Origin of the sequence: Streptomyces ovatisporus (assembly GCF_042653885.1) — a bacterium.
Taxonomy (GTDB): domain Bacteria; phylum Actinomycetota; class Actinomycetes; order Streptomycetales; family Streptomycetaceae; genus Streptomyces; species Streptomyces ovatisporus.
This window is the reverse complement of the sequence record NZ_JBHSFH010000010.1, coordinates 273,186-290,814: the sequence shown is the minus strand read 5'-3', so window position 1 is coordinate 290,814 and position 17,629 is coordinate 273,186. Positions and strand designations below refer to the sequence as shown.

Sequence of the window (17,629 nt, the reverse complement as noted above, 5' to 3'; positions counted from 1 at the left end):
CTTCTTCGTCCTTCCCTTGTGCCGCACGACGGACCGACCGGCTGAACCACCGTCAGTTCCCGCTACTGGTCCGTGCCCTGCCGGGCTCTACTGGTCCGCGCCCTGCCGGGCCCCTACTGGTCCGCGCCCTGACGGGCCCTACTGGTCCGCGCCCTGACGGTCGACGTATTCGAAGACACTGCCGTCGGGGTGCCGTGCCACCACGTTCCGTCCGATGGGGGTCTCCTTGGGGCCCGCGATGATCTGGGCGCCCACTGCCTTCAGATCCGCGACGGCCTCGTCCACGTCCTTCACGGCCAGCGTCGCGGCGATCTTCCGGAGGATCTCCATGTGCTCCGCGGGGCCGCTCATCAGGAAGAACGGCCCGACGGCCGCCACCGAGACCGGTCCTTGTGCGAAGCGCACCGCCTCGGCGCTCGCCAGTCGTTCGTACGCCGGCACAGCGGTATCCAGATCGTCGACGCACACGCGCAGTGAAGTCCCCAGAATGTCCATGGAACGAGCCTAGTTGGGGGACTTCCCCCTCGTCAGGCCCGGCAGAGGATCTCTCCGTGGGGAACACCGAACCACCCGTCTTCCCGCGCACCCCACTCCCGCCACGACCGCGCCGCCGCGCGGAGCTGAGCCGTCGTCGCGTACCCGCCGTCGACGGCCGTCCGGGCGAAGGAGGACGCGAGCGTGCGTTCCGCCCACAGGTCGCTCCACCACCGGCGCTCCTCGGGGGTGGCGAAGCACCACATGCCCGACGACGCCGTGATCCGTGACAGGCCCGCCTCCCGTGCCCAGGCGTGCAGCCGGCGCCCGGCGTCGGGCTCGCCGCCGTTGCCGCGGGCGACGCGCCGGTAGAGCTCACGCCACTCGTCGAGACCGCCGGTATGCGGGTACCAGAACATCGCGCCGTAGTCGGAGTCCCGGGCGGCCACCATGCCCCCGGGCCTGCACACGCGGCGCATCTCCCGCAGGGCGCCCACCGGATCGCCTACGTGCTGGAGCACCTGGTGGGCGTGCACGACGTCGAAGCTGTCGTCGGCGAAGCCGAGAGCGTGGACGTCCCCGGTCGTGAAGGCGGTGTTCGACAGGCCGCGTGCGGCCGCGTTCGCACGCGCCTGCTCCAGCACGTCCGGCACGGCGTCCAGCCCGGTGACCCGGCCGCCCGGGACGAGCGCGGCCAGGTCCGCGGTGATGGTCCCGGGTCCGCACCCGACGTCCAGGAGGTGCGTGTCCGGGCTGAGTTCACCCACCAGGTACGCGGCCGAGTTCGCGGCCGTACGCCATGTGTGCGAGCGCAGTACGGACGCGTGGTGCCCGTGCGTGTAGGTGGCGGTCTCCTTCGGCATGACGGCAGCCTAGGGCACGTCGTTTGGATCTTCGCGGGCTCGCGACGCCCGGCCCGCCCATCTGCTGCGTTGTCGGAGTCGCCCGAGTACGCCCAGTACGAGGGCGATCCTCCGCCTGGCATCTGGACGCACCGGACGCCGCTCGCCGACCACGAAGATCCAAACGACGCACCCTAGGACCGACGTTCACGTATTGGACAGATCCGTCTCGCATGACGGACGGCTGGCAAGAGGCCGTCGGCACGCTCCGGGTCGCGCACCGGAGTTCACGGGCGGGGTTCACTGCTCCAGCGGCCGGTAGACCGTCAGCGCCTCGTGCTGCTTGTCGAGCAGCAACCGGTGCGGTGCCTTCGCCACTTCGCCGTCGTAGCTGAGGTGGGTCCCCGACGGGATGTCGGTGATCATCAGCCGCCGCAGCCGCCTCGTGCTGTGCAGGGGGGAGCGGCCGACGGTGCTGGTGAGCGCTGCGACGAAGAGGCGGGTACGTGCCCAGCGGCCCGCACCGACGAGACGGATGTCCAGCTGTCCGTCCGCGAGGTCGTGCCGCCGCACAGGCGCCATCCCGACCCGGTAGGCGCAGTTGCCCGCGAACAGCAGCCACAGGGCGCGTTCCTTGCCGCCGAGCCCGGCCTCCACGGGACCGCTGGTGCGCAGCACCTGAAGAGCCGCCAGGACCCCCGCGGGCCACGGCCCGATGCGGTGGGCCCACCGTTCGCGGATGCGGACGAGTTCCGGGTACGCGCCGAGGCTGAAGGTGTTCAGGAAGTATCCGGTCCCGCGTGCCACGTCCTCGTCGTCCGTGTGCGGGGGCTGCGGTGTGAAGCGCCCGAGGTCGACGGCGACCGCGTCGCCTGTCTGGACGGCGCGGCAGGTGTCGGCGAACTCCTCGATGCCCAGGTCGTACGCGAAGTGGTTGTGCGTGCCGCCGGGCAGCACCGCCAGCGGCACCCCGGCACGGAGGGCGCTGGTCGCGGCGGCGTTCACGGTGCCGTCGCCGCCGCAGACGCCCAGGGCACCGCCCAGTTCAGCGGCCCGCTGCGCGGCCCGGTCGAGCTGCTCGCCCAGCTGCCCCGACCGCGGGTCGCAGCAGACGATCTCCGCCTTGGGCAGCATGCTGCGCACCACGCTCAGCGAGGGCGGTTCCTCCGGCTCGGCGTCCTCGTCGGCCGGGGCGCAGGAGGGCTCCTCACGCGAGCCCGAGCCGGCGTTCGCCACCAGCACGAGCCCGAGACCTTCCGGCATCGCGGGGGCGTCGACCAGCGGTCGTCCGGGGGAGGGCAGCTGGGACCGGGTCGGAGCGATGCCCCGCACCGCGAACGCCGATCCCACGCCCAGCGCCGCACCCACCAGCACGTCGCTCGGGTAGTGGACGCCGGTGTAGACGCGGGAGAACGCCACCGCCGCCGCGAGGGGCGCCACCACGGCACCCCAGCGCGGCGACTCCAGCGCCACACCCGTGACGAAAGCCGCGGCGGACGCCGCGTGCCCCGACGGGAAGGAAGTCGTCACCGGCTGACGGTGCAGCTGCCTTATCACCGGCACCGTGTCCAGGACCGGGCGCTGCCGGCGTACGGAGCGCTTGCCGAGGGTGTTGACGGTGGCGGAGGCGACGGCGAGCGACGCCAGACCGCGAGCGGCGCACCTGCGTGCCCGCGGCGTGTTGCTGACCGCGACAGCACCCGCCACCGCCAACCACAGCCGCCCGTGGTTGGCGCTGCGGCTCAGCCGCGGCAGGATCCGGTCCGGCCCCGGCCAGTCGCGCTTCGCCACACGCTCGAAGACGGAACGGTCCGCCGCGGACCAGGCCTGCCAGCCGGGCCACTCCCGCCAGGCGGGAGCGCCTGAGCGGCGCGCCTTGTCCGGGTTGTCCGACACGGCGGAAGCCGCCGCCTCCAGGACCGACGGACCAGGCCGACTCCAGGCGGCACGTACCCGGCGCAGGGTGGAGACCCGCCCCCGGCCTGCGCCGTTGCGTGCGTTGCGCCATGTGCGACTGCTGAACCTTGCCATGCAGCTTCGCCTTCTCCGAGCCGGTTACCGGTAAACCTGGACGGTCCGCCGCCGCCCCGGTCCCGGTGCCCGCACCCGACGGCTCCCGCCGGTGAAGGCGGGAGCCGCGTGTCCGCGCCCGGACACGGGTGCGGCCCGGCGGGAGAGCCGGGCCGCGTCCTGTTGCCTCCAGCCGTCCTGGCCGGCCGCTCAGGCCTGTGGCTTCCGCCCGAGGGCGGCCATCACCTCCTGGACGTTCGTGTACCTGCCGCCGTCCTTCGGCAGCCGGCGCACGGTCTCCACCAGCGGATCAGGCGCGTACTGGTCCATCAGCTCGCGCTTGAGGGCCTCGCGGTCCGCGGGGAAGGAGTGCCGTCCCAGATGCCGGGCGAGGTCGGAGCGCAGCGCCTCGTCCTCGGCCTCCTGCCGGCTCGGCGCACCGCCCGGCGGGACGGGACGTTCGGAGAGCTCCGGATCGTCGTCGGCTCCCGGTTCGGCGTCGTCCCACTCCTCGGCACGCGTGGGATGCCCCGACTTCAGCCGGCCCTGCATCTCCCGCTTGGCCTCCTCGTCACGGTGGGGGCTCAGGTGGTCGCTACCGCGCTGCATGTTGTCCGCCACCGGCTCCGCCTCCTTCCGGTCCTCCTTCGTACGCCCAGCGCAGCAACGCGCCCAGGCCCCCGTCCGGCAGCCCTTCCGGGACGCCTTCCGGCACGTCCTCCGGACGTACGCGCAGCACTTCGGCCCCTGTCGTGGCGGCGGAGCGCAGCAGCGCGTCGTCGGCCCGCGCGGACGACGGTTCGGTCTCGCCCAGGTACTGGGGTTCCGTGCGGCGTGCCGCCACCTGGTCGGGGTGGTCGCCGACCCAGACCTCGCGGTGCAGATCGGGGCCGTCCGGACGTACCAGCAGCACGGCGATGCGGTGCTCCCGCGCGGCCTCCACCAGCGCGGGCACGCCTTCGGCTGCGGCGACGCGGCCCTGCTCGCCCGGCGCCCGTCCGGCCTGGAACCTCTCCAGGACCGCCGCGGCGCGGCGCTGCGCGAAGGCGGTGCGTGCGTGTGCGATCTCCTTGTCCAGCAGCCGCCGTCCGCTGGCGGTGTTCGAGGCGGGCCCTTCCGGGCCGCTGTCGGCGCGTACGCCGTGCTCCGCCTGGAAGGTGCGTTCCCGCAGGTCGGACGGCAGGCGGTCGCGAACGGCGTGGCGCTCGCGGCTCTCGCCCGCGAGGACCAGCACCTGGGCACCGCACCTCTCCCAGCGGTTGCGCAGTTCGTCGGCGATCTCCGCCGCGTTCTGCTCCCACGTGTTCTCGACGGCGGTCTGGAAGTGCCGTTCCGACCAGTCGCCCGACGGGGTGCGGTGCACCGGCCACTCGGCGCCCGTGACGCGGCCCGCGCTGTGCGAGCCGACGGAGCCGCGGAGCTCGAATTCGGCTCCCTTGCGGTCGATGTACGCCACCAGGCAGGAAGGCTCGCTGTCCGCGAGTTCCACCAGGGGGCCGATACGGGGCAGCGCCTGCCAGGAGACCGGGGGACGGCCGCCCTCGGGCGGCGGGACCGTCAGCTCCGTGTCGAGCACCACCTCGCCGTCGGCGGCGAAGACGGCATGTCCGGGGGCCCGGCCGACGGGCAGCGACGTGAGCCGCTCGGACACGGCGCGGCAGGTCTTCTTGTCCGCGCCCTGCTCCTTCAGGCGGTCGACGGCGGAGCGGGCAGTCAGCTCCCGGCGTGCCGCCGCGTCCTCGGAGGCCGTTGTGGTGTCGAAGTAGACCGACGCCCAGGGGCCCTTGCGCTCGAAGAGCGGGCCGAGGAATCCGAGTTCCATTGATTCCCTCCTTGGATTGCGCACGCCGGGTACCCGGCCCGTCGCGGGCAACACGAGGAAACAGCGGCCCGCCGCGGAGCCCGTACCGGAGCGGGGCGCGGCAACCCGACACAGCAGCACAGCAGCACACGCACAGCGGGACTGCCGGTGACGAACAGCGCAGGACGCGGCAGCCGGCGTACGCACCACCGGCGTGCAGAGGACGTACAGAGAGGGAGACCCATGGGAATCGATCCACGTCAGCTGAGCGACGCGGACCTGCTCAGGGAGCTGGAGACCATCCACCGCACCCGGCACGACACGCTGCTGCACGCGCCCGCGGACGCACTGTCCGCGCACAGCGTCCGCATGACGGAGCTGGAGGCGGAGTACCTGCGACGCCACCCGGAGCGTCCGGTCTCGCCCGGCCGTACCCGTGAGGGAGCCCGCGCCCGCAGCGAGTGACGGCCCCGAGCCGGCGGCCCGGACCTGCCCCGACCGCCCACGCCGGTCCGGGCCGCCCCGCACCCGCCCGCCCCGCAGGGCGGGGCGGGCGAGGAGATCCGGGAGCCCGGCGACCGGGGGGACGGCCCGTGCCCGTCAGCGCCCGTCGTCAGCCGGCCTCAGGTGCCCTTGCTCTTCTTCCTCGGCCGGTTCCCTTCCTCCGCGGGGACCTCCGGGCTGCCCTCCTCCTCGGCCTTCCTGGTCCGCTCCGAGGGATGCGGCTTGCCGCCCGGGAGGAACTCCTGCACCTTCGCCTTGATCCCCTGTTTGACCATCGCCCTGCGGTCGCTGTCGCCCCTGAGGATGGACGCAGCTGTCGCCTCGATCTGGTCCCAGTCGGCGTGGGGCGGGATCGGCGGCACGGAGGGGTCCGTCATGAACTCCACGACGGCCGGGCCCCCGGAGGCCAGCGCCTCCTGCCAGGCACTCTGCACGTCGTCGGGCTTCTCGACGCGGATCCCGGTCATCCCGAGCGAGCGGGCGAAGGCCGCGTAGGAGACGTCGGGCAGCGACTGCGAGGGCACGAACTGCGGTGAACCGCTCATGGCCCGCATTTCCCAGGTGACCTGGTTGAGGTCCCGGTTGTTCCACACGCCGACGACGAGCCGGGGATCGTCCCAGGTCATGCGGTACTTGGCGAGAGTGATCAGCTCGGCCATGCCGTTCATCTGCATGGCACCGTCGCCGACGAGGGCGACCACCGGCCGGTCGGGGTGCGCGAACTTCGCACCGATCGCGTAGGGCACACCGCAGCCCATCGTCGCGAGCGTCCCGGACAGCGAGCCGCGCATGGTGCCGCGCATCGTCAGATGACGGGCGTACCAGTTGGTGGCCGAACCGGAGTCGGCGGTGACGATCGCGTCGTCGGGCAGCAGCGGATCGAGGCAGTGCGCCACGTACTCGGGGTTGACGGGGTCGGCGCCGACCAGGGCGCGGCGCCGCATCACGTCCTTCCAGCGGTCGACGGACGCCATCACCTCCTCGTGCCACTCGATGCCCTCGTCGTTCTGGCTGAGCCGCGGAAGCAGCCGCTGGAGGGTGGTCTTCGCATCGCCCACGAGGTTGACCTCGTACGGGTAGCGCATCCCCACCATGTGCGGGTCCAGGTCGATCTGGACGGCGCGTGCCTTGCCGTAGGGCGGCAGGAACTGGCTGTAGGGCATGCTCGACCCGATGGTCAGCAGGGTGTCGCAGTCCCGCATCAGCTCGTAGCTCGGACGGGTGCCGAGCAGGCCGATGGAGCCGGTGACGTAGGGCAGCGTGTCGGGCAGCACGTCCATGCCGAGCAGCGCCTTGGCGACACCGGCCTGCAGGGTGTCCGCCGTCTTCTCCACCTCGGTACGCGCGCCCCGCGCCCCCTGGCCGACGAGGATCGCCACCTTCTTCCCGGCGTTGAGCACTTCGGCGGCGTGGTCGAGGGCCGCTTCCGGGGGCTCGGCCTGCCAGCCGCTGCTGCCGAGGCTGGAGGGGACCATCTTGAACTCGTGGCCCGGCGCCTCGTATTCGAGGTCCTGCACGTCGGAGGGGATGATGACGGCGGTCGGGACGCGCCGTGCACAGGCCGTGCGGACCGCCCGGTCGAGCACGTTGGGCAGCTGCTCGGGGACGGTGACGGTCTCCAGGAACTCCGAGGCGACGTCCTTGAAGAGCGAGTGCAGGTCCACTTCCTGCTGGTAGGAGCCGCCCATCGCGGAGCGCGCCGTCTGTCCGAGGATCGCCACGACGGGCACGTGGTCGAGCTTGGCGTCGTAGAGCCCGTTGAGCAGGTGGATCGCGCCGGGTCCCGAAGTGGCCGTGCACACGCCGAGCCGTCCGCTGAACTTGGCGTAGCCGACCGCCTCGAAAGCGGCCATCTCCTCGTGCCGGGCCTGCACGAAGCGGGGCTCGTTCCCTGCGCGTTCCCAGGCGGCGAGGAGGCCGTTGATGCCGTCGCCGGGGTAGCCGAAGACGTGCTCGACCTCCCACTCGCGCAGCCGGCGCAGGACGTGGTCGGAAACCTTCTCGGACATCGCGCTGTGCTCCTCTCGAGTTCTCCGCCGATGGCCCCCGCCGGGTGGTACGTGCGGCGCCGCGGCGCCGTCCCGCCTGTTCACGTCTCCGGCCGGTCCGCCGTGTCCGCCGACCGCCTCAGCCCGTCAGCTGCGGCAGCGCCTCGGTGCGGCAGAAGCCGAGAAAGCCCCGCACACCGGGACCCAGCCGGTCGGCGTGCACGGCGTCCAACCCGGCGTCGGCGTACGCCCGCAGGCCGTGAAGTATCCGTACGCCGTCGTCCTCGGGGATGCCATGCCACGTCGGGTTACCGGGCGTGACGACAGGAAACCCGGCGCGGGCGGCCTGCCGCTCCGGTGGGCCACTCCCCAAGTGCGTGGGGGCCGTTGACGTTTGCGGAACGGGGCCCCGGGCACACGAACCCTTACGTGCTTCGGCAAGAAGGCACATCCGCGGGAGTGGGACCTCTGCGTCCACCCGGACTGTTCAGTCCTCCCGCAAGTGTCTCTTCCCGCGGTGTTTGCTCACATGGAGTACACCTGAGGGAAGTAGTGCAGAAGATGACAACCGTACGGACTCGTACGAGGAATGCCCGTCACCCGCACGACGACGCCCCCGACACGGCCGCCGAATTCCGCCGTATCGTCTCGCTCCCGGACGGACCGGAGAAGGAGAAGGCGCGTCAGGAAGTAGTACGTGCCTGGATGCCGATGGCCGACCGGCTCGCGCAGCGTTTCCGCAACCGCGGCGAATCGCTGGAGGACTTGCAGCAGGTCGCCTCTCTCGGCCTGGTCAAGGCCGTCACCCGCTACGACCCCGACCGCGGCAGCGCGTTCGAGAGCTTCGCGGTGCCCACCATCGTCGGGGAGGTCAAGCGCCATTTCCGCGACCACCTGTGGGGCGTCCACGTACCCCGGCGCGTGCAGGAGCTGCGCAACCGCGTCCGCATCAGCAGGCGTGAACTGAGCCTGTCGATGGGCGAACGCAGCCCGTCCGTCGCGCAGGTCGCCGAACACAGCGGCCTGTCGGAGGAGGACGTGCTCGTGGGAATGGAGGCGCTGGAGAGCTACAGCACTCTCTCGCTGGACGCGGAGCTGCCCGGCTCGGACGACGGGTACTCCCTGTCCGACACTCTGGGACGCGCCGAGCCCGGCTTCGAGCACATCGTCTACCGGGAGTCGGTCAAGCCCCGGCTGCGGCGGCTGCCCGAGCGTGAACGTCACATCCTGTACCTGCGCTTCTTCTGCGACATGACGCAGAGCAAGATCGCGGAGCAGCTCGGCATCTCCCAGATGCACGTCTCACGCCTCATCAGCCGCACCTGCGAGCGTCTCCAGCGGGAGGTCGACGCAGACACGGAGCCCGGGGCGGCACCCGCGCCCGCGGCCCCCGCCCCCACGCACCTCGAGGCGGCTTAGGGCACGTCGTTTGGATCTTCGCGGGCTCGCGACGCCCGGCCCGCCCATCTGCTGCGTTGTCGGAGTCGCCCGAGTACGCCCAGTACGAGGGCGATCCTCCGCCTGGCATCTGGACGCACCGGACGCCGCTCGCCGACCCACGAAGATCCAAACGACGCACCCTAGGCCCCTGCCCGCGGGGCCGGGACCTGCCCCGCCCCCGACGTCCGCGCCGGGGGCGGGGCGGGCGTCCCGGACGTTGCCGCGGGCCCCGGGACTTGGAGCAGCGGCTCGCAGACTTCGCCGTCCTGCCCGGAAGCGGCCGGCGAAGTCTGCGAGCCGCTGTGTCGCCTGCTCGTCAGCATGTCGGACCGGTCCCTGTCTGCGAAGGTGGACCTGTTGAGGGGGTGCCCGAGCACGGATGGCGTCGGAGGCGAAGGCGATGGAGGGCGACAGCCAGGCCCGGCAGGGCGGCTCGGCCACCGCTGTCGCCGCATGCGGCTACTGGCAGCGCCGGGGGATGCACACCCGTCCCGGCCAGGTGGCCGCCGCTCCGAGCGCTCAGCTGCTGCTGCTCGCGGTTCTCGCCGCCGCGGGCGAGGGCTCCGTCCTCGTACCGCGTCCCAGCGCCGGATGGCACGCCCCGCAGGCCCGGCTGCTGGGCCGTCCCGTGCACACCGTGCCCGTGCCCGTCGAGTGCGGGGGAGTGCCCGACCCGGTGGCGCTGCGTGAGACGGTGCGGCGTGCCCGGGCGGAGGGCGAGGAGCCGCGTGTGGTGGTGCTCTCCGTGGCCGACGACTGCACCGGTACCGCCGTACCGCCCGAGATGCTCCACGAGGTGTGCGAGGCCGCCGGCGACGAGGGGTTGCTGATCGTCAGCGACGAGAGCTGGCGCGACACTTCGCACGCGCCGCACGACACGGTCGTCGTCAGCCCGGCGGAGATGCTCCACGGCGGGCGGGAGTCCGACGCCGTCGTCGTCCTCGTGGGACTGGGCGAAGCCCTGCTGCCACAGGGGCCGCAGGCGGGGATCGCCCGCTTTCCCGACAGCGGACGCGGACGCGGCCTCGCAGGAACCGTGCGTGCCGTCCTCTCGGAACTGCGCGCGCAACTGCACGCCCCGGCCGACGGCGTGGTCGCCGACGCCCTCACCGAACCCGAGGTGACGCGCACTCGCCGGGTGACGGCGGCCCGCTCCTACGGTGCGCTCCTCGGCGCGCTGCACGACGTGTGCACCGCCGCCGGTGCACTGTGCAGGCCGCCGCAGGCAGGGCGGCACGTCTACGCGGATCTGGAACCTGTGCGTCCCCGGCTGGAGGCCCACGGCATCAAGGACTCCGCCGGACTCGAAGCCGAACTGGTGCGGCGGCTCGGCCCGTACGCGACGGGCGGGCACCGGCTCGGCGACGAGCCGCAGGCGCTGCGCGTGCAGCTCTCCAGCCGGCTGTTGACGGACGGCGATCCCGCGCCGGCGCCGCTTGCTTCGCCCGACGTCAGGGGGGCGCTCGACTCGCTGAGATCAGTTCTCGACGGACTGACCGCTCCCCGGGAGTGATCGAGGGCCGGACCGGACGCCGGCAGAGCGTGAGACGCGGACCCGTTCGCCGGACGCAGACGCAGACCCGTCGCCGGATCCGGAACCGGGCGGCTCCGGGACGCCGACGCGGTGCTCGCCGGGGCGGGCGGAGGCGGGTGCCCGCCGACCCGCGCGCCCCTCAGTCACCTCATTCACCCCCTCAGCCACCGCGCCGCTCATTCACCGTGCCCCTCAGCCCGTCGGCGTCCCCTCCCCGGCTCTCCTCCTCCTCAGCCGCCGCCACAGCGGAGGCAGCACGCCGATCAACGCGGTCAGAGCGACCGCCGCCGCCACCCCCTCCCACGGTTCGGGGAAGAGCACACCGCCGAGGATGCCGATGAGCGCGTACGTCACCGTCCAGGCCACACACGCGGGGGCGTTGCCGTGTACGAACTGACGCGTGGGCATCCGCGCGAGCAGGCAGGCCAGCATCACCGGTACGCGCCCCGCGGGGATCAGGCGCGACAGCACGAGCACCGCCACCCCGTGTGCGCGCAGCTTGTGCTGGGCCTGTGCGAGCCGGTCCGGCGGGGCGTGCGCCCGCAGCCGCTCCAGCCAGCGTGAACCGTTCCTGGAGCCGACTCCCCGCCGGCCGAGCGAGTAGAGCGTCACGTCCCCGAGGAAGGCGGCGCCCGTCGCGACCGCGAAGACCGCTGTCAGGGAGAGCGCCGGGACGCTCTGGTGGAGAGCCACCACCGCCGCGCCGCTGACGAGGGCGCCGGTCGGAACGACCGGCACCAGCGAACCGACCACCACCAGCAGGAACAGCGCCGGATAGGTGACGGCCTGCTGGGTCGGCTCCGGCGGGACCAGGCTCCCGGCCCCGCCCTCCCTGCCTGCTGCCGCGCCCCATCCGGCGGCCACGCCCCAGACTTCCGGCGGCAGCTGAACGGTCATCAGGCCATCTCCAGCCTTATGCTCTCGCCGTGCCCGAGCCGGTGCACCGCCACTTCCGGCGCCGACTGTCCGGCTTTCCGCGCGAACTCGTCCCCGGGGGAGTGGAATTCGTGCGGCCGCACCGCGTCCATGCCGATCGGCCAGTACGTGCCGTAGTGCACGGGGACCGCGCAGCGCGGACGCAGCCGCACCAGCGCCTCGGCCGCCCGGCCCGCGTCGAGGTGCCCCTCGCCCAGCCACGGGCCCCACCCGCCGACGGGGAGCAGCGCCACGTCGACGGGCCCCACCGCCTCGGCCATGCCGTCGAAGAGTCCCGTGTCACCGGCGAAGTACGTACGGGCGGCCCCCTCCACCACGTAGCCCAGGGCGGAGGCGTGGTGCGGGCCGTACGGCATGCGCCGTCCGTCGTGCGCGGCGGGCACCGCGTGCACGGTCACCTGCCCGCACGCGCCGCTCCCGCCTCCGGCGCTGCTGCTCACCGTGACCGTGTCACCGGCCGAGACCTCCTCCAACCGCAGGAGCGGAGCCAGCCGCCGCAGCCGGGGGAGTGCGCGCAGCGCGCCGCGCGGGACGAGCACCCGGGTGTGCGGGGCGAGGCGGGCGAGCGAGCCGAGGTGGAGGTGGTCGGCGTGCAGGTGGGAGACGAGCACGGCGTCCGCCGCCGCGGCCGAGGGCGGCGGCAGGTCTCCGCGCCGTCTGCGCAGGTGCGCCATGCGCCGTACGAGAAGCGGGTCCGTGAGGACGGTCACTCCCGAGTCGCGCACCGTGGTGGTGGCGTGCCCCCACCACGTGACTTCCACCGGCACCTTGTTCCTCCTCGTTCCTGCTCGTACCTCCCCGTTCATCCCCGTTCATCCTCGTTGCCGTGCGACCGGCCGGAACGCGGCCGGACGACCGGTTCCCGCTCTGCCGCGAGGGTATGCGCCGGGTTCCGGCGCGGGGAGGGCGCGGACCTGCCGTCCTTCAGAATGTGAAAAAGTGGAGAATATCCCGCGCGTCGAGCGGGTTCTCGTGTCCGTGACGGCGCGAGCGGAGTGGGGAGGAAGCATGCGACTGTGGTTGTTTCCCCCGGCCCCGCCCCTGACGGCTCCCCGGCGCTGGCGCAACCTGGGTGCCGCCGCGCTGCGGGTGCTCGCGGTGTGGACGGTCGGCACGCTCACCCTGCTGGTTCTCGCGGGCGTCCTGCCCGACTTCCGCCTCCAGTCGCCCGGCGGCGACAGCGCGACGTTCATCGGCACCACCGCCGCCATAGGGGCGGGGGTCTTCGGTCTGCTGAGCGCTCTGGTGTGGCCCGTGCTGGTACGGGCCCTGCTGCTGGTCCCCGCACTGGTCCTGGGCGCGCTCGTGTTCTTCCTCAACGGCTCGCTGCTGTGGCTGGCGTTGTCGCTCGTGCCCTACGGGCGCGGCGCGGCGGACCCCGGTACCGCCGTCGTCGTCGCGGCGGTGATGTCGGCGGCGTCCTCCGCGACGAGCACGGCGCTGGCCGTACGGGACGACGGCGCGTACCGCCGCCGCCTCGCCCGCCTCGCCGACCGGCGCCGCCGCCGCGAAGGCGCCCGGGAGGGGCCGCACACCCCGGGCACGGTCTTCGTGCAGCTCGACGGACTCGGCCACGGCATGCTGCGGGAGGCCGTACGCAGCGCGCCCGGCGAGCCTCCGCTGATGCCCACGCTCGCCGCGATGCACGACACCACGCACCGCCTCACCCGCTGGCGCACCGACTGGTCGTCGCAGACCGGCGCCAGCCAGCTCGGGATCTTCTACGGCTTCAACGGGGACGTCCCCGCCTTCCGCTGGTACGAGAAGGAGCGGGGCGAGGTGCTCGTCAGCAACCGCCCCAGCGGCGCCGCCGAGCTGCAGCGCCGCGCCGTGGAGGCGACCGGCGACCGCGGCCTGCTGGCGCAGGACGGCGCGAGCCGCGGGAACCTCTTCAGCGGCGGCGCCCAGCAGGTCGCCCTCGTGCTGTCGGTGGCCGCGCGGCGCGGACGGGAGAACCGCTCCCGCGCCGGGTACTTCGCCTATTTCTCGGACCCCGCGAACGCCACCCGTACCGCTGTGTCCTTCGTCGCGGAGGTCCTGCGGGAAGTGATCCAGTCGACGCGCGCTCGGCTGCGCGAGGAGCGGCCCCGGGTGTCCCGCGGCGGGCTCTATCCCCTCATCCGTGCGTTCGCCACGGTGGTGCAGCGTGACGTGGTCGTCGCCTCGGTGCTGGGGGACGTCTTCAGCGGACGCACCGCCGTCTACGCCGACCTCGTGGCCTACGACGAGGTCGCCCACCACTCGGGTCCCACCAGCCGGGACGCCCGCCTGGTGCTGCGCCGTCTGGACAGGTCTCTCGCCCTGATCGCCGAGGCGGCGGAGCGCGCGCCCCGTCCGTACCGCGTCGTGTTCCTCTCCGATCACGGTCAGAGCCAGGGGGAGACGTTCCGGGCGGCTTACGGACTCGGCCTGGAGGATCTCGTACGGGCGGGCTGCGGGCTCTCCGTCTCGCGGCGAGTGGGGCGCACGCACAGTGGCGCGGAGGCGCGCGAGGCGGCGCGCGCCGCGCTGCACCGGCCGGAGGACGGCCTGCCGGGGAGCGAACGCAGGCCGCCCCGGGGAGCGGGTCCGCTCGTGCTGGCCTCGGGCAACCTGGGGCTCGTCTCCTTCCCGGACGTTCCGGGCCGCATGTCGATGGAGCAGATGGACAAGCGGCACCCCGCCCTGCTCCGGACGCTGGCAGACCACCCGGGCATCGGCTTCCTGCTCGTGCACAGCGACGAGCACGGCCCCGTCGTGCTGGGCGGTGCCGGGCGCGCGCACCGGCTGAACAGCGGTGAGATCGTCGGGGGCGGCGACCCGCTCGCGCCGTTCGGGCCGGGGGCGGCCGAGACGGTGCGCCGCACGGCGGGGTTCCGCAACGTCCCCGACATCATGATCAACTCGGTGGTCGAGCCGGACACCGGCGCCGTGCACGCCTTCGAGGAGCAGATCGGCTCGCACGGCGGGCTGGGCGGGGCGCAGAACCAGGGCTTCCTGCTCTCCCCGGCCGAGCTGTCCGCCCCGGCCGGGGACGAGGAACTGGTCGGAGCGGAGCGGGTGCATCTGGTGCTGCGTCGCTGGCTGGGCGAGGCGGCGGAGGAGCCCGTACAGGACACCGGCCCGGCGTCGCGGCCGGGCCGGGAGGCGTTCCCGGTGGCGGGCCCGCGCGGGCCCGCCGCGGCGCCGGGCCCGGACCGGGAGGTCCGGGTGCCCGGACCCGAGGACGCCCGCAGCCGCCGCGGACGGGCGGCGCGCACCGAGGGCGGCGGCGGTCAGGAAGGCGCCGGGGACCGGCGCTCCTCACGCAGGGGCGCGCCCACCTCGTGAAGGTGCCGCAGCGCCTCACGCCATGACGCGACGAGCCCCGTCTCGTGGTAGCCGACGCCCAGCTCCGCGCAGTATTCGCGGACGATGACCTGCGCCTGGCGCAGATGGGGCGAAGGCATGTTCGGGAAAAGGTGGTGCTCGATCTGGTAGTTGAGCCCGCCGAGAGCGATGTCCGTCAGCCACCCGCCCGTCACGTTGCGGGAGGTGAGCACCTGCCGGCGCAGGAAGTCGGGCCGGTCGTCGCCGGTCAGCGTCGGCATGCCCTTGTGGTTGGGGGCGAAGATCGAGCCGAGGTAGACGCCGAAGACGGCCTGGTGCAGGAAGAGGAACGCGACGGCCATGCCGGGCGGCAGCACGACGAACAGCGCGGCCACGTAGCCCACGAGATGCGTGAAGAGCAGCAGCCCTTCCAGCAGCCGCCGCTTCATGTGCGGCTCCCGCAGCGCCCGGACGCTGGAGACGTGCAGGTTGAAGCCCTCCAGCGTCAGCAGCGGGAAGAAGAGCGCGGCCTGGTGGCGTCCGATGAATCCGGGCAGCCCCTTCGCCGCACGTGCCTGGTCCTGGGACCAGACGAGGATGTCGGGCGCGACGTCCGGATCCAGCTCCTCGTGGTTGGGGTTGGCGTGGTGCCTGGTGTGCTTGTTCATCCACCAGCCGTACGACATGCCGATGCCGAGGTTGCCGACGATCCGGCCGCCCACCTCGCTCGCCCTGCGCCCGGTGAAGACCTGCCGGTGGGCCAGGTCGTGCGCGGCCAGCGCCAGCTGCCCGAAGACCAGGCCCATGAACGCGGCGACCGCCAGCTGCCACCAGCTCTCGCCGAGCGTGAAGAACGCCGTCCAGCCGGCGACGAGGGCGAGACCCACGAGGGTCAGACGGACGGTGTAGTAGCCGGGCCGCCGCCGCAGCAGCCCGGCCTCGGCGATGCGGCGGGAGAGCCGTGCGAAGTCGCTTCCCCGGCGGCTCCGTCCGTCTTCCGGGGATGAGAGCGGCGGGGGCGTCACGGTAGCTGTCGTCATGCTTCAAGCGTCCCGGCGGGGCGGAGGGGCGGCCAGCCGCGCAGCACGCCTCTTGCCGGGGGTGCAGCCGTCAGGCAGGGGGTGGTGCTACGTCCACCCTTCCGACGGCGGGGACCGCTGCCGCCGCGGGACTGCCGGCCGGTGTCAGAAGTCCTGCGGAGACTCGTGCGCGTAGTGGCCGCCGCCCCGCCTGCGTTGCAGATGGATGCGTCTGGAGAGCCGGATGACGGGCCTGACCAGCAGCTCGACACTGCCGATGACGAAGCACCAGGTGCCCGCCGTCTGCCACGCGGAGAAGAAGAACATGACACTGCCCGCCAGGAACCACAGCGCGATGAGGATGTCGTTGACGACGGACGCGGACTCGTAGCGCTGACGGAGCATCAGTTCTTCGCGCGCCATGCGGAGCTTCAGTGACCGGTCCTTGTCCATGTGCGTGTGGCTGCCGTCCCCGCGGCTGCCGTCCCCGTGGTCGTTCGGCTGGGACACCTGTCTCCTCCTGGTGGACGGGCCGGCGGCGGACTGCTGATCGGCGCCGGCTGCCGGCGGCCCGCGCGCGCCGTCGCAGCCGGGTGTCCAGCGCGCGTGGCCGCACGCCTCTCCCGGTCCGCCGACGCCGTCGCCGGCCGCGTGGGTGCGTCGGGGGAGTCAGCCGTCGTGCGTCCAGCTCAGCAGCTCACCGGCCTGCCAGGTGTTGATGACGCGTTCCGCCGGTACACCGCACTCCACCGCCCGAGTACAGCCGTTGATCTGCCAGTCGAGCTGGCCCGGGGCGTGCGCGTCGGTGTCGATCGAGAAGAAGACCCCCGCGTCCACCGCCCGGCGCAGCAGCCGGCGCGGCGGATCGAGCCGTTCGGGGCGGCAGTTGATCTCCACGGCCGTGTCCGACTCCGCGCAGGCGGCGAACACGGCCTCCGCGTCGAACTCCGATTCCGGGCGCGCCCTGCTGCCCGAGAGCAGCCTCCCCGTGCAGTGCCCCAGCACGTCGACGAGCGGATTGCGCACCGCCGCGATCATCCGTCGGGTCATGTCCGCTCGGGGCATCCGCAGCTTGGAGTGGACGGACGCCACCACCAGATCCAGCTCCGCCAGCAGTTCCTCCTCCTGGTCCAGCGAACCGTCCAGGAGGATGTCGCACTCGATGCCGGTCAGCAGCCGGAACGGCGCCAGCCGCTCGTTGACCTCCGCCACCACGTGCAGCTGTTCGCGCAGCCGCTCCGCCGACAGACCCCGCGCGACGGTCAGCCGCGGTGAATGGTCCGTCAGCACCGCCCACTCGTGTCCGAGCGCCGCCGCGGTGCGTGCCATGGTCTCGATCGGGCTGCCGCCGTCCGACCAGTCGGAGTGCAGATGGCAGTCGCCGCGCAGCGCCTCGCGCAGCTCACCCGCCTCGCCCGGAGGCCGCGCCACGGCCCCGGCCTCGGTCTCCAGCTTCGCCAGGTAGCCGGGGACCTCGCCCCGCAGCGACTCACGTACGACCTGCGCGGTCTTCGGCCCCACACCCTTGAGCGACTCCAGCGTCCCGGCGGAAGCCCGCTGGGCCACGTCATCCGGGGTCAGCGTCGCGAGCACCTCCGCGGCGGTGCGGAAGGCCCGCACCCGGTACGTGGGTGCCTGGTCGCGTTCCAGCAGGAACGCGATCCGCTCCAGTGCAGTCCGGGGATCCAACGCTCGCCTCCTCGACGCCGCGTGACGCGTCCCTCCCGCGTCCTCGTGCGCTTCAGTCCACGGTGACCCACCCTCGCCCGCGGTGCGCGCCGGACGGGGGAACC

At 73.0% G+C, this 17,629-nt stretch carries 16 protein-coding genes; 4 read left to right on the top strand and 12 right to left on the bottom strand.

All coding sequences use genetic code 11. The annotated features are described in order from the left end of the window. Positions 1–138: 138 nt before the first annotated feature. The 5 genes from ACFPA8_RS19005 to ACFPA8_RS18985 form a co-directional block, all read right to left on the bottom strand. Positions 139–495: a VOC family protein gene (locus ACFPA8_RS19005; RefSeq protein WP_386450043.1), complete on the bottom strand. Its 357-nt coding sequence runs from the start codon at positions 493–495 to the stop codon at positions 139–141. Positions 496–527: 32 nt separating this feature from the next. Beyond that, a complete protein-coding gene (locus ACFPA8_RS19000; protein WP_386450041.1) occupies positions 528–1,337 on the bottom strand; it encodes a methyltransferase domain-containing protein in 810 nt (269 codons plus the stop codon). Positions 1,338–1,616: 279 nt separating this feature from the next. Beyond that, on the bottom strand, positions 1,617–3,347 hold the full coding sequence (locus ACFPA8_RS18995; protein WP_386450039.1) for a bifunctional phosphatase PAP2/diacylglycerol kinase family protein: 1,731 nt from the start codon (positions 3,345–3,347) through the stop codon (positions 1,617–1,619). Positions 3,348–3,536: 189 nt separating this feature from the next. Next, positions 3,537–3,947, bottom strand: coding sequence for a DUF2795 domain-containing protein (locus tag ACFPA8_RS18990; protein WP_386450037.1), 411 nt, complete (start codon positions 3,945–3,947; stop codon positions 3,537–3,539). After that, positions 3,922–5,148 (bottom strand): baeRF2 domain-containing protein, encoded by a 1,227-nt coding sequence (locus ACFPA8_RS18985; protein WP_386450036.1) that lies wholly within the window; start codon positions 5,146–5,148, stop codon positions 3,922–3,924. Before ACFPA8_RS18985 ends, ACFPA8_RS18990 begins: the two co-directional genes overlap by 26 nt. A gap of 222 nt (positions 5,149–5,370) precedes the next feature. Between ACFPA8_RS18985 and ACFPA8_RS18980 the strand changes: the two genes are divergently transcribed. Next, positions 5,371–5,592 (top strand): DUF6158 family protein, encoded by a 222-nt coding sequence (locus tag ACFPA8_RS18980; protein ID WP_386450034.1) that lies wholly within the window; start codon positions 5,371–5,373, stop codon positions 5,590–5,592. Positions 5,593–5,750: 158 nt separating this feature from the next. Here the strand turns inward: ACFPA8_RS18980 and ACFPA8_RS18975 are convergent, their stop codons facing one another. Together ACFPA8_RS18975 and ACFPA8_RS18970 are read right to left on the bottom strand one after the other, a co-directional pair. Then, positions 5,751–7,640, bottom strand: coding sequence for a thiamine pyrophosphate-requiring protein (locus ACFPA8_RS18975; protein ID WP_386450032.1), 1,890 nt, complete (start codon positions 7,638–7,640; stop codon positions 5,751–5,753). 118 nt (positions 7,641–7,758) lie between these two features. Next, complete coding sequence (locus ACFPA8_RS18970; protein ID WP_386450030.1) at positions 7,759–7,992, bottom strand: hypothetical protein; 234 nt, start codon at positions 7,990–7,992, stop codon at positions 7,759–7,761. 188 nt (positions 7,993–8,180) lie between these two features. On the opposite strand from ACFPA8_RS18970, the gene ACFPA8_RS18965 reads away from it, so the two are divergent. Both ACFPA8_RS18965 and ACFPA8_RS18960 read left to right on the top strand, forming a co-directional pair. Next, positions 8,181–9,038, top strand: a complete 858-nt coding sequence (locus ACFPA8_RS18965) for a SigB/SigF/SigG family RNA polymerase sigma factor (RefSeq protein ID WP_386450028.1) — start codon at positions 8,181–8,183, stop codon at positions 9,036–9,038. Positions 9,039–9,438: 400 nt separating this feature from the next. Further along, positions 9,439–10,572, top strand: coding sequence for an aminotransferase class I/II-fold pyridoxal phosphate-dependent enzyme (locus ACFPA8_RS18960; RefSeq protein ID WP_386450026.1), 1,134 nt, complete (start codon positions 9,439–9,441; stop codon positions 10,570–10,572). Between the two features lie 213 nt (positions 10,573–10,785). Here ACFPA8_RS18960 and ACFPA8_RS18955 read toward each other — a convergent pair whose 3' ends face one another. Both ACFPA8_RS18955 and ACFPA8_RS18950 read right to left on the bottom strand, forming a co-directional pair. After that, positions 10,786–11,490, bottom strand: a complete 705-nt coding sequence (locus ACFPA8_RS18955; protein ID WP_386450024.1) for a DedA family protein — start codon at positions 11,488–11,490, stop codon at positions 10,786–10,788. Then, a complete protein-coding gene (locus tag ACFPA8_RS18950) occupies positions 11,490–12,296 on the bottom strand; it encodes an MBL fold metallo-hydrolase (RefSeq protein ID WP_386450022.1) in 807 nt (268 codons plus the stop codon). The genes ACFPA8_RS18955 and ACFPA8_RS18950 overlap by 1 nt, the downstream gene beginning before the upstream one ends. A 241-nt stretch (positions 12,297–12,537) precedes the next feature. Between ACFPA8_RS18950 and ACFPA8_RS18945 the strand changes: the two genes are divergently transcribed. Continuing rightward, the gene (locus ACFPA8_RS18945) at positions 12,538–14,838 is read left to right on the top strand and encodes a phage holin family protein (protein WP_386450020.1); all 2,301 of its coding nucleotides are present in this window, start codon (positions 12,538–12,540) and stop codon (positions 14,836–14,838) included. Here ACFPA8_RS18945 and ACFPA8_RS18940 read toward each other — a convergent pair. From ACFPA8_RS18940 to ACFPA8_RS18930, 3 genes are all read right to left on the bottom strand, one after another. Next, positions 14,784–15,857 carry a fatty acid desaturase family protein gene (locus ACFPA8_RS18940; protein WP_386450018.1) on the bottom strand — a complete coding sequence of 358 codons (1,074 nt, stop codon included), beginning with the start codon at positions 15,855–15,857 and terminating at the stop codon, positions 14,784–14,786. The genes ACFPA8_RS18945 and ACFPA8_RS18940 overlap by 55 nt on opposite strands. Before the next feature lie 144 nt (positions 15,858–16,001). Beyond that, on the bottom strand, positions 16,002–16,346 hold the full coding sequence (locus ACFPA8_RS18935; protein WP_386450016.1) for a YrhK family protein: 345 nt from the start codon (positions 16,344–16,346) through the stop codon (positions 16,002–16,004). A 159-nt stretch (positions 16,347–16,505) separates the two neighbouring features. Beyond that, positions 16,506–17,525, bottom strand: a complete 1,020-nt coding sequence (locus tag ACFPA8_RS18930) for a PHP domain-containing protein (RefSeq protein ID WP_386450014.1) — start codon at positions 17,523–17,525, stop codon at positions 16,506–16,508. Positions 17,526–17,629 lie beyond the last annotated feature (104 nt).

Excerpts from the sequence above, each read along its gene's own strand:
- ACFPA8_RS18985 (WP_386450036.1), bottom strand. The coding sequence starts at position 5,148 with ATGGAACTCGGATTCCTCGGCCCGCTCTTCGAGCGCAAGGGCCCCTGG.
- ACFPA8_RS18975 (WP_386450032.1), bottom strand. The coding sequence starts at position 7,640 with ATGTCCGAGAAGGTTTCCGACCACGTCCTGCGCCGGCTGCGCGAGTGG.
- ACFPA8_RS18995 (WP_386450039.1), bottom strand. The coding sequence starts at position 3,347 with ATGGCAAGGTTCAGCAGTCGCACATGGCGCAACGCACGCAACGGCGCA.
- ACFPA8_RS19000 (WP_386450041.1), bottom strand. The coding sequence starts at position 1,337 with ATGCCGAAGGAGACCGCCACCTACACGCACGGGCACCACGCGTCCGTA.
- ACFPA8_RS18945 (WP_386450020.1), top strand. The coding sequence starts at position 12,538 with ATGCGACTGTGGTTGTTTCCCCCGGCCCCGCCCCTGACGGCTCCCCGG.
- ACFPA8_RS18965 (WP_386450028.1), top strand. The coding sequence starts at position 8,181 with ATGACAACCGTACGGACTCGTACGAGGAATGCCCGTCACCCGCACGAC.
- ACFPA8_RS18955 (WP_386450024.1), bottom strand. The coding sequence starts at position 11,490 with ATGACCGTTCAGCTGCCGCCGGAAGTCTGGGGCGTGGCCGCCGGATGG.
- ACFPA8_RS18960 (WP_386450026.1), top strand. The coding sequence starts at position 9,439 with ATGGCGTCGGAGGCGAAGGCGATGGAGGGCGACAGCCAGGCCCGGCAG.
- ACFPA8_RS19005 (WP_386450043.1), bottom strand. The coding sequence starts at position 495 with ATGGACATTCTGGGGACTTCACTGCGCGTGTGCGTCGACGATCTGGAT.
- ACFPA8_RS18980 (WP_386450034.1), top strand. The coding sequence starts at position 5,371 with ATGGGAATCGATCCACGTCAGCTGAGCGACGCGGACCTGCTCAGGGAG.
- ACFPA8_RS18940 (WP_386450018.1), bottom strand. The coding sequence starts at position 15,857 with ATGACGACAGCTACCGTGACGCCCCCGCCGCTCTCATCCCCGGAAGAC.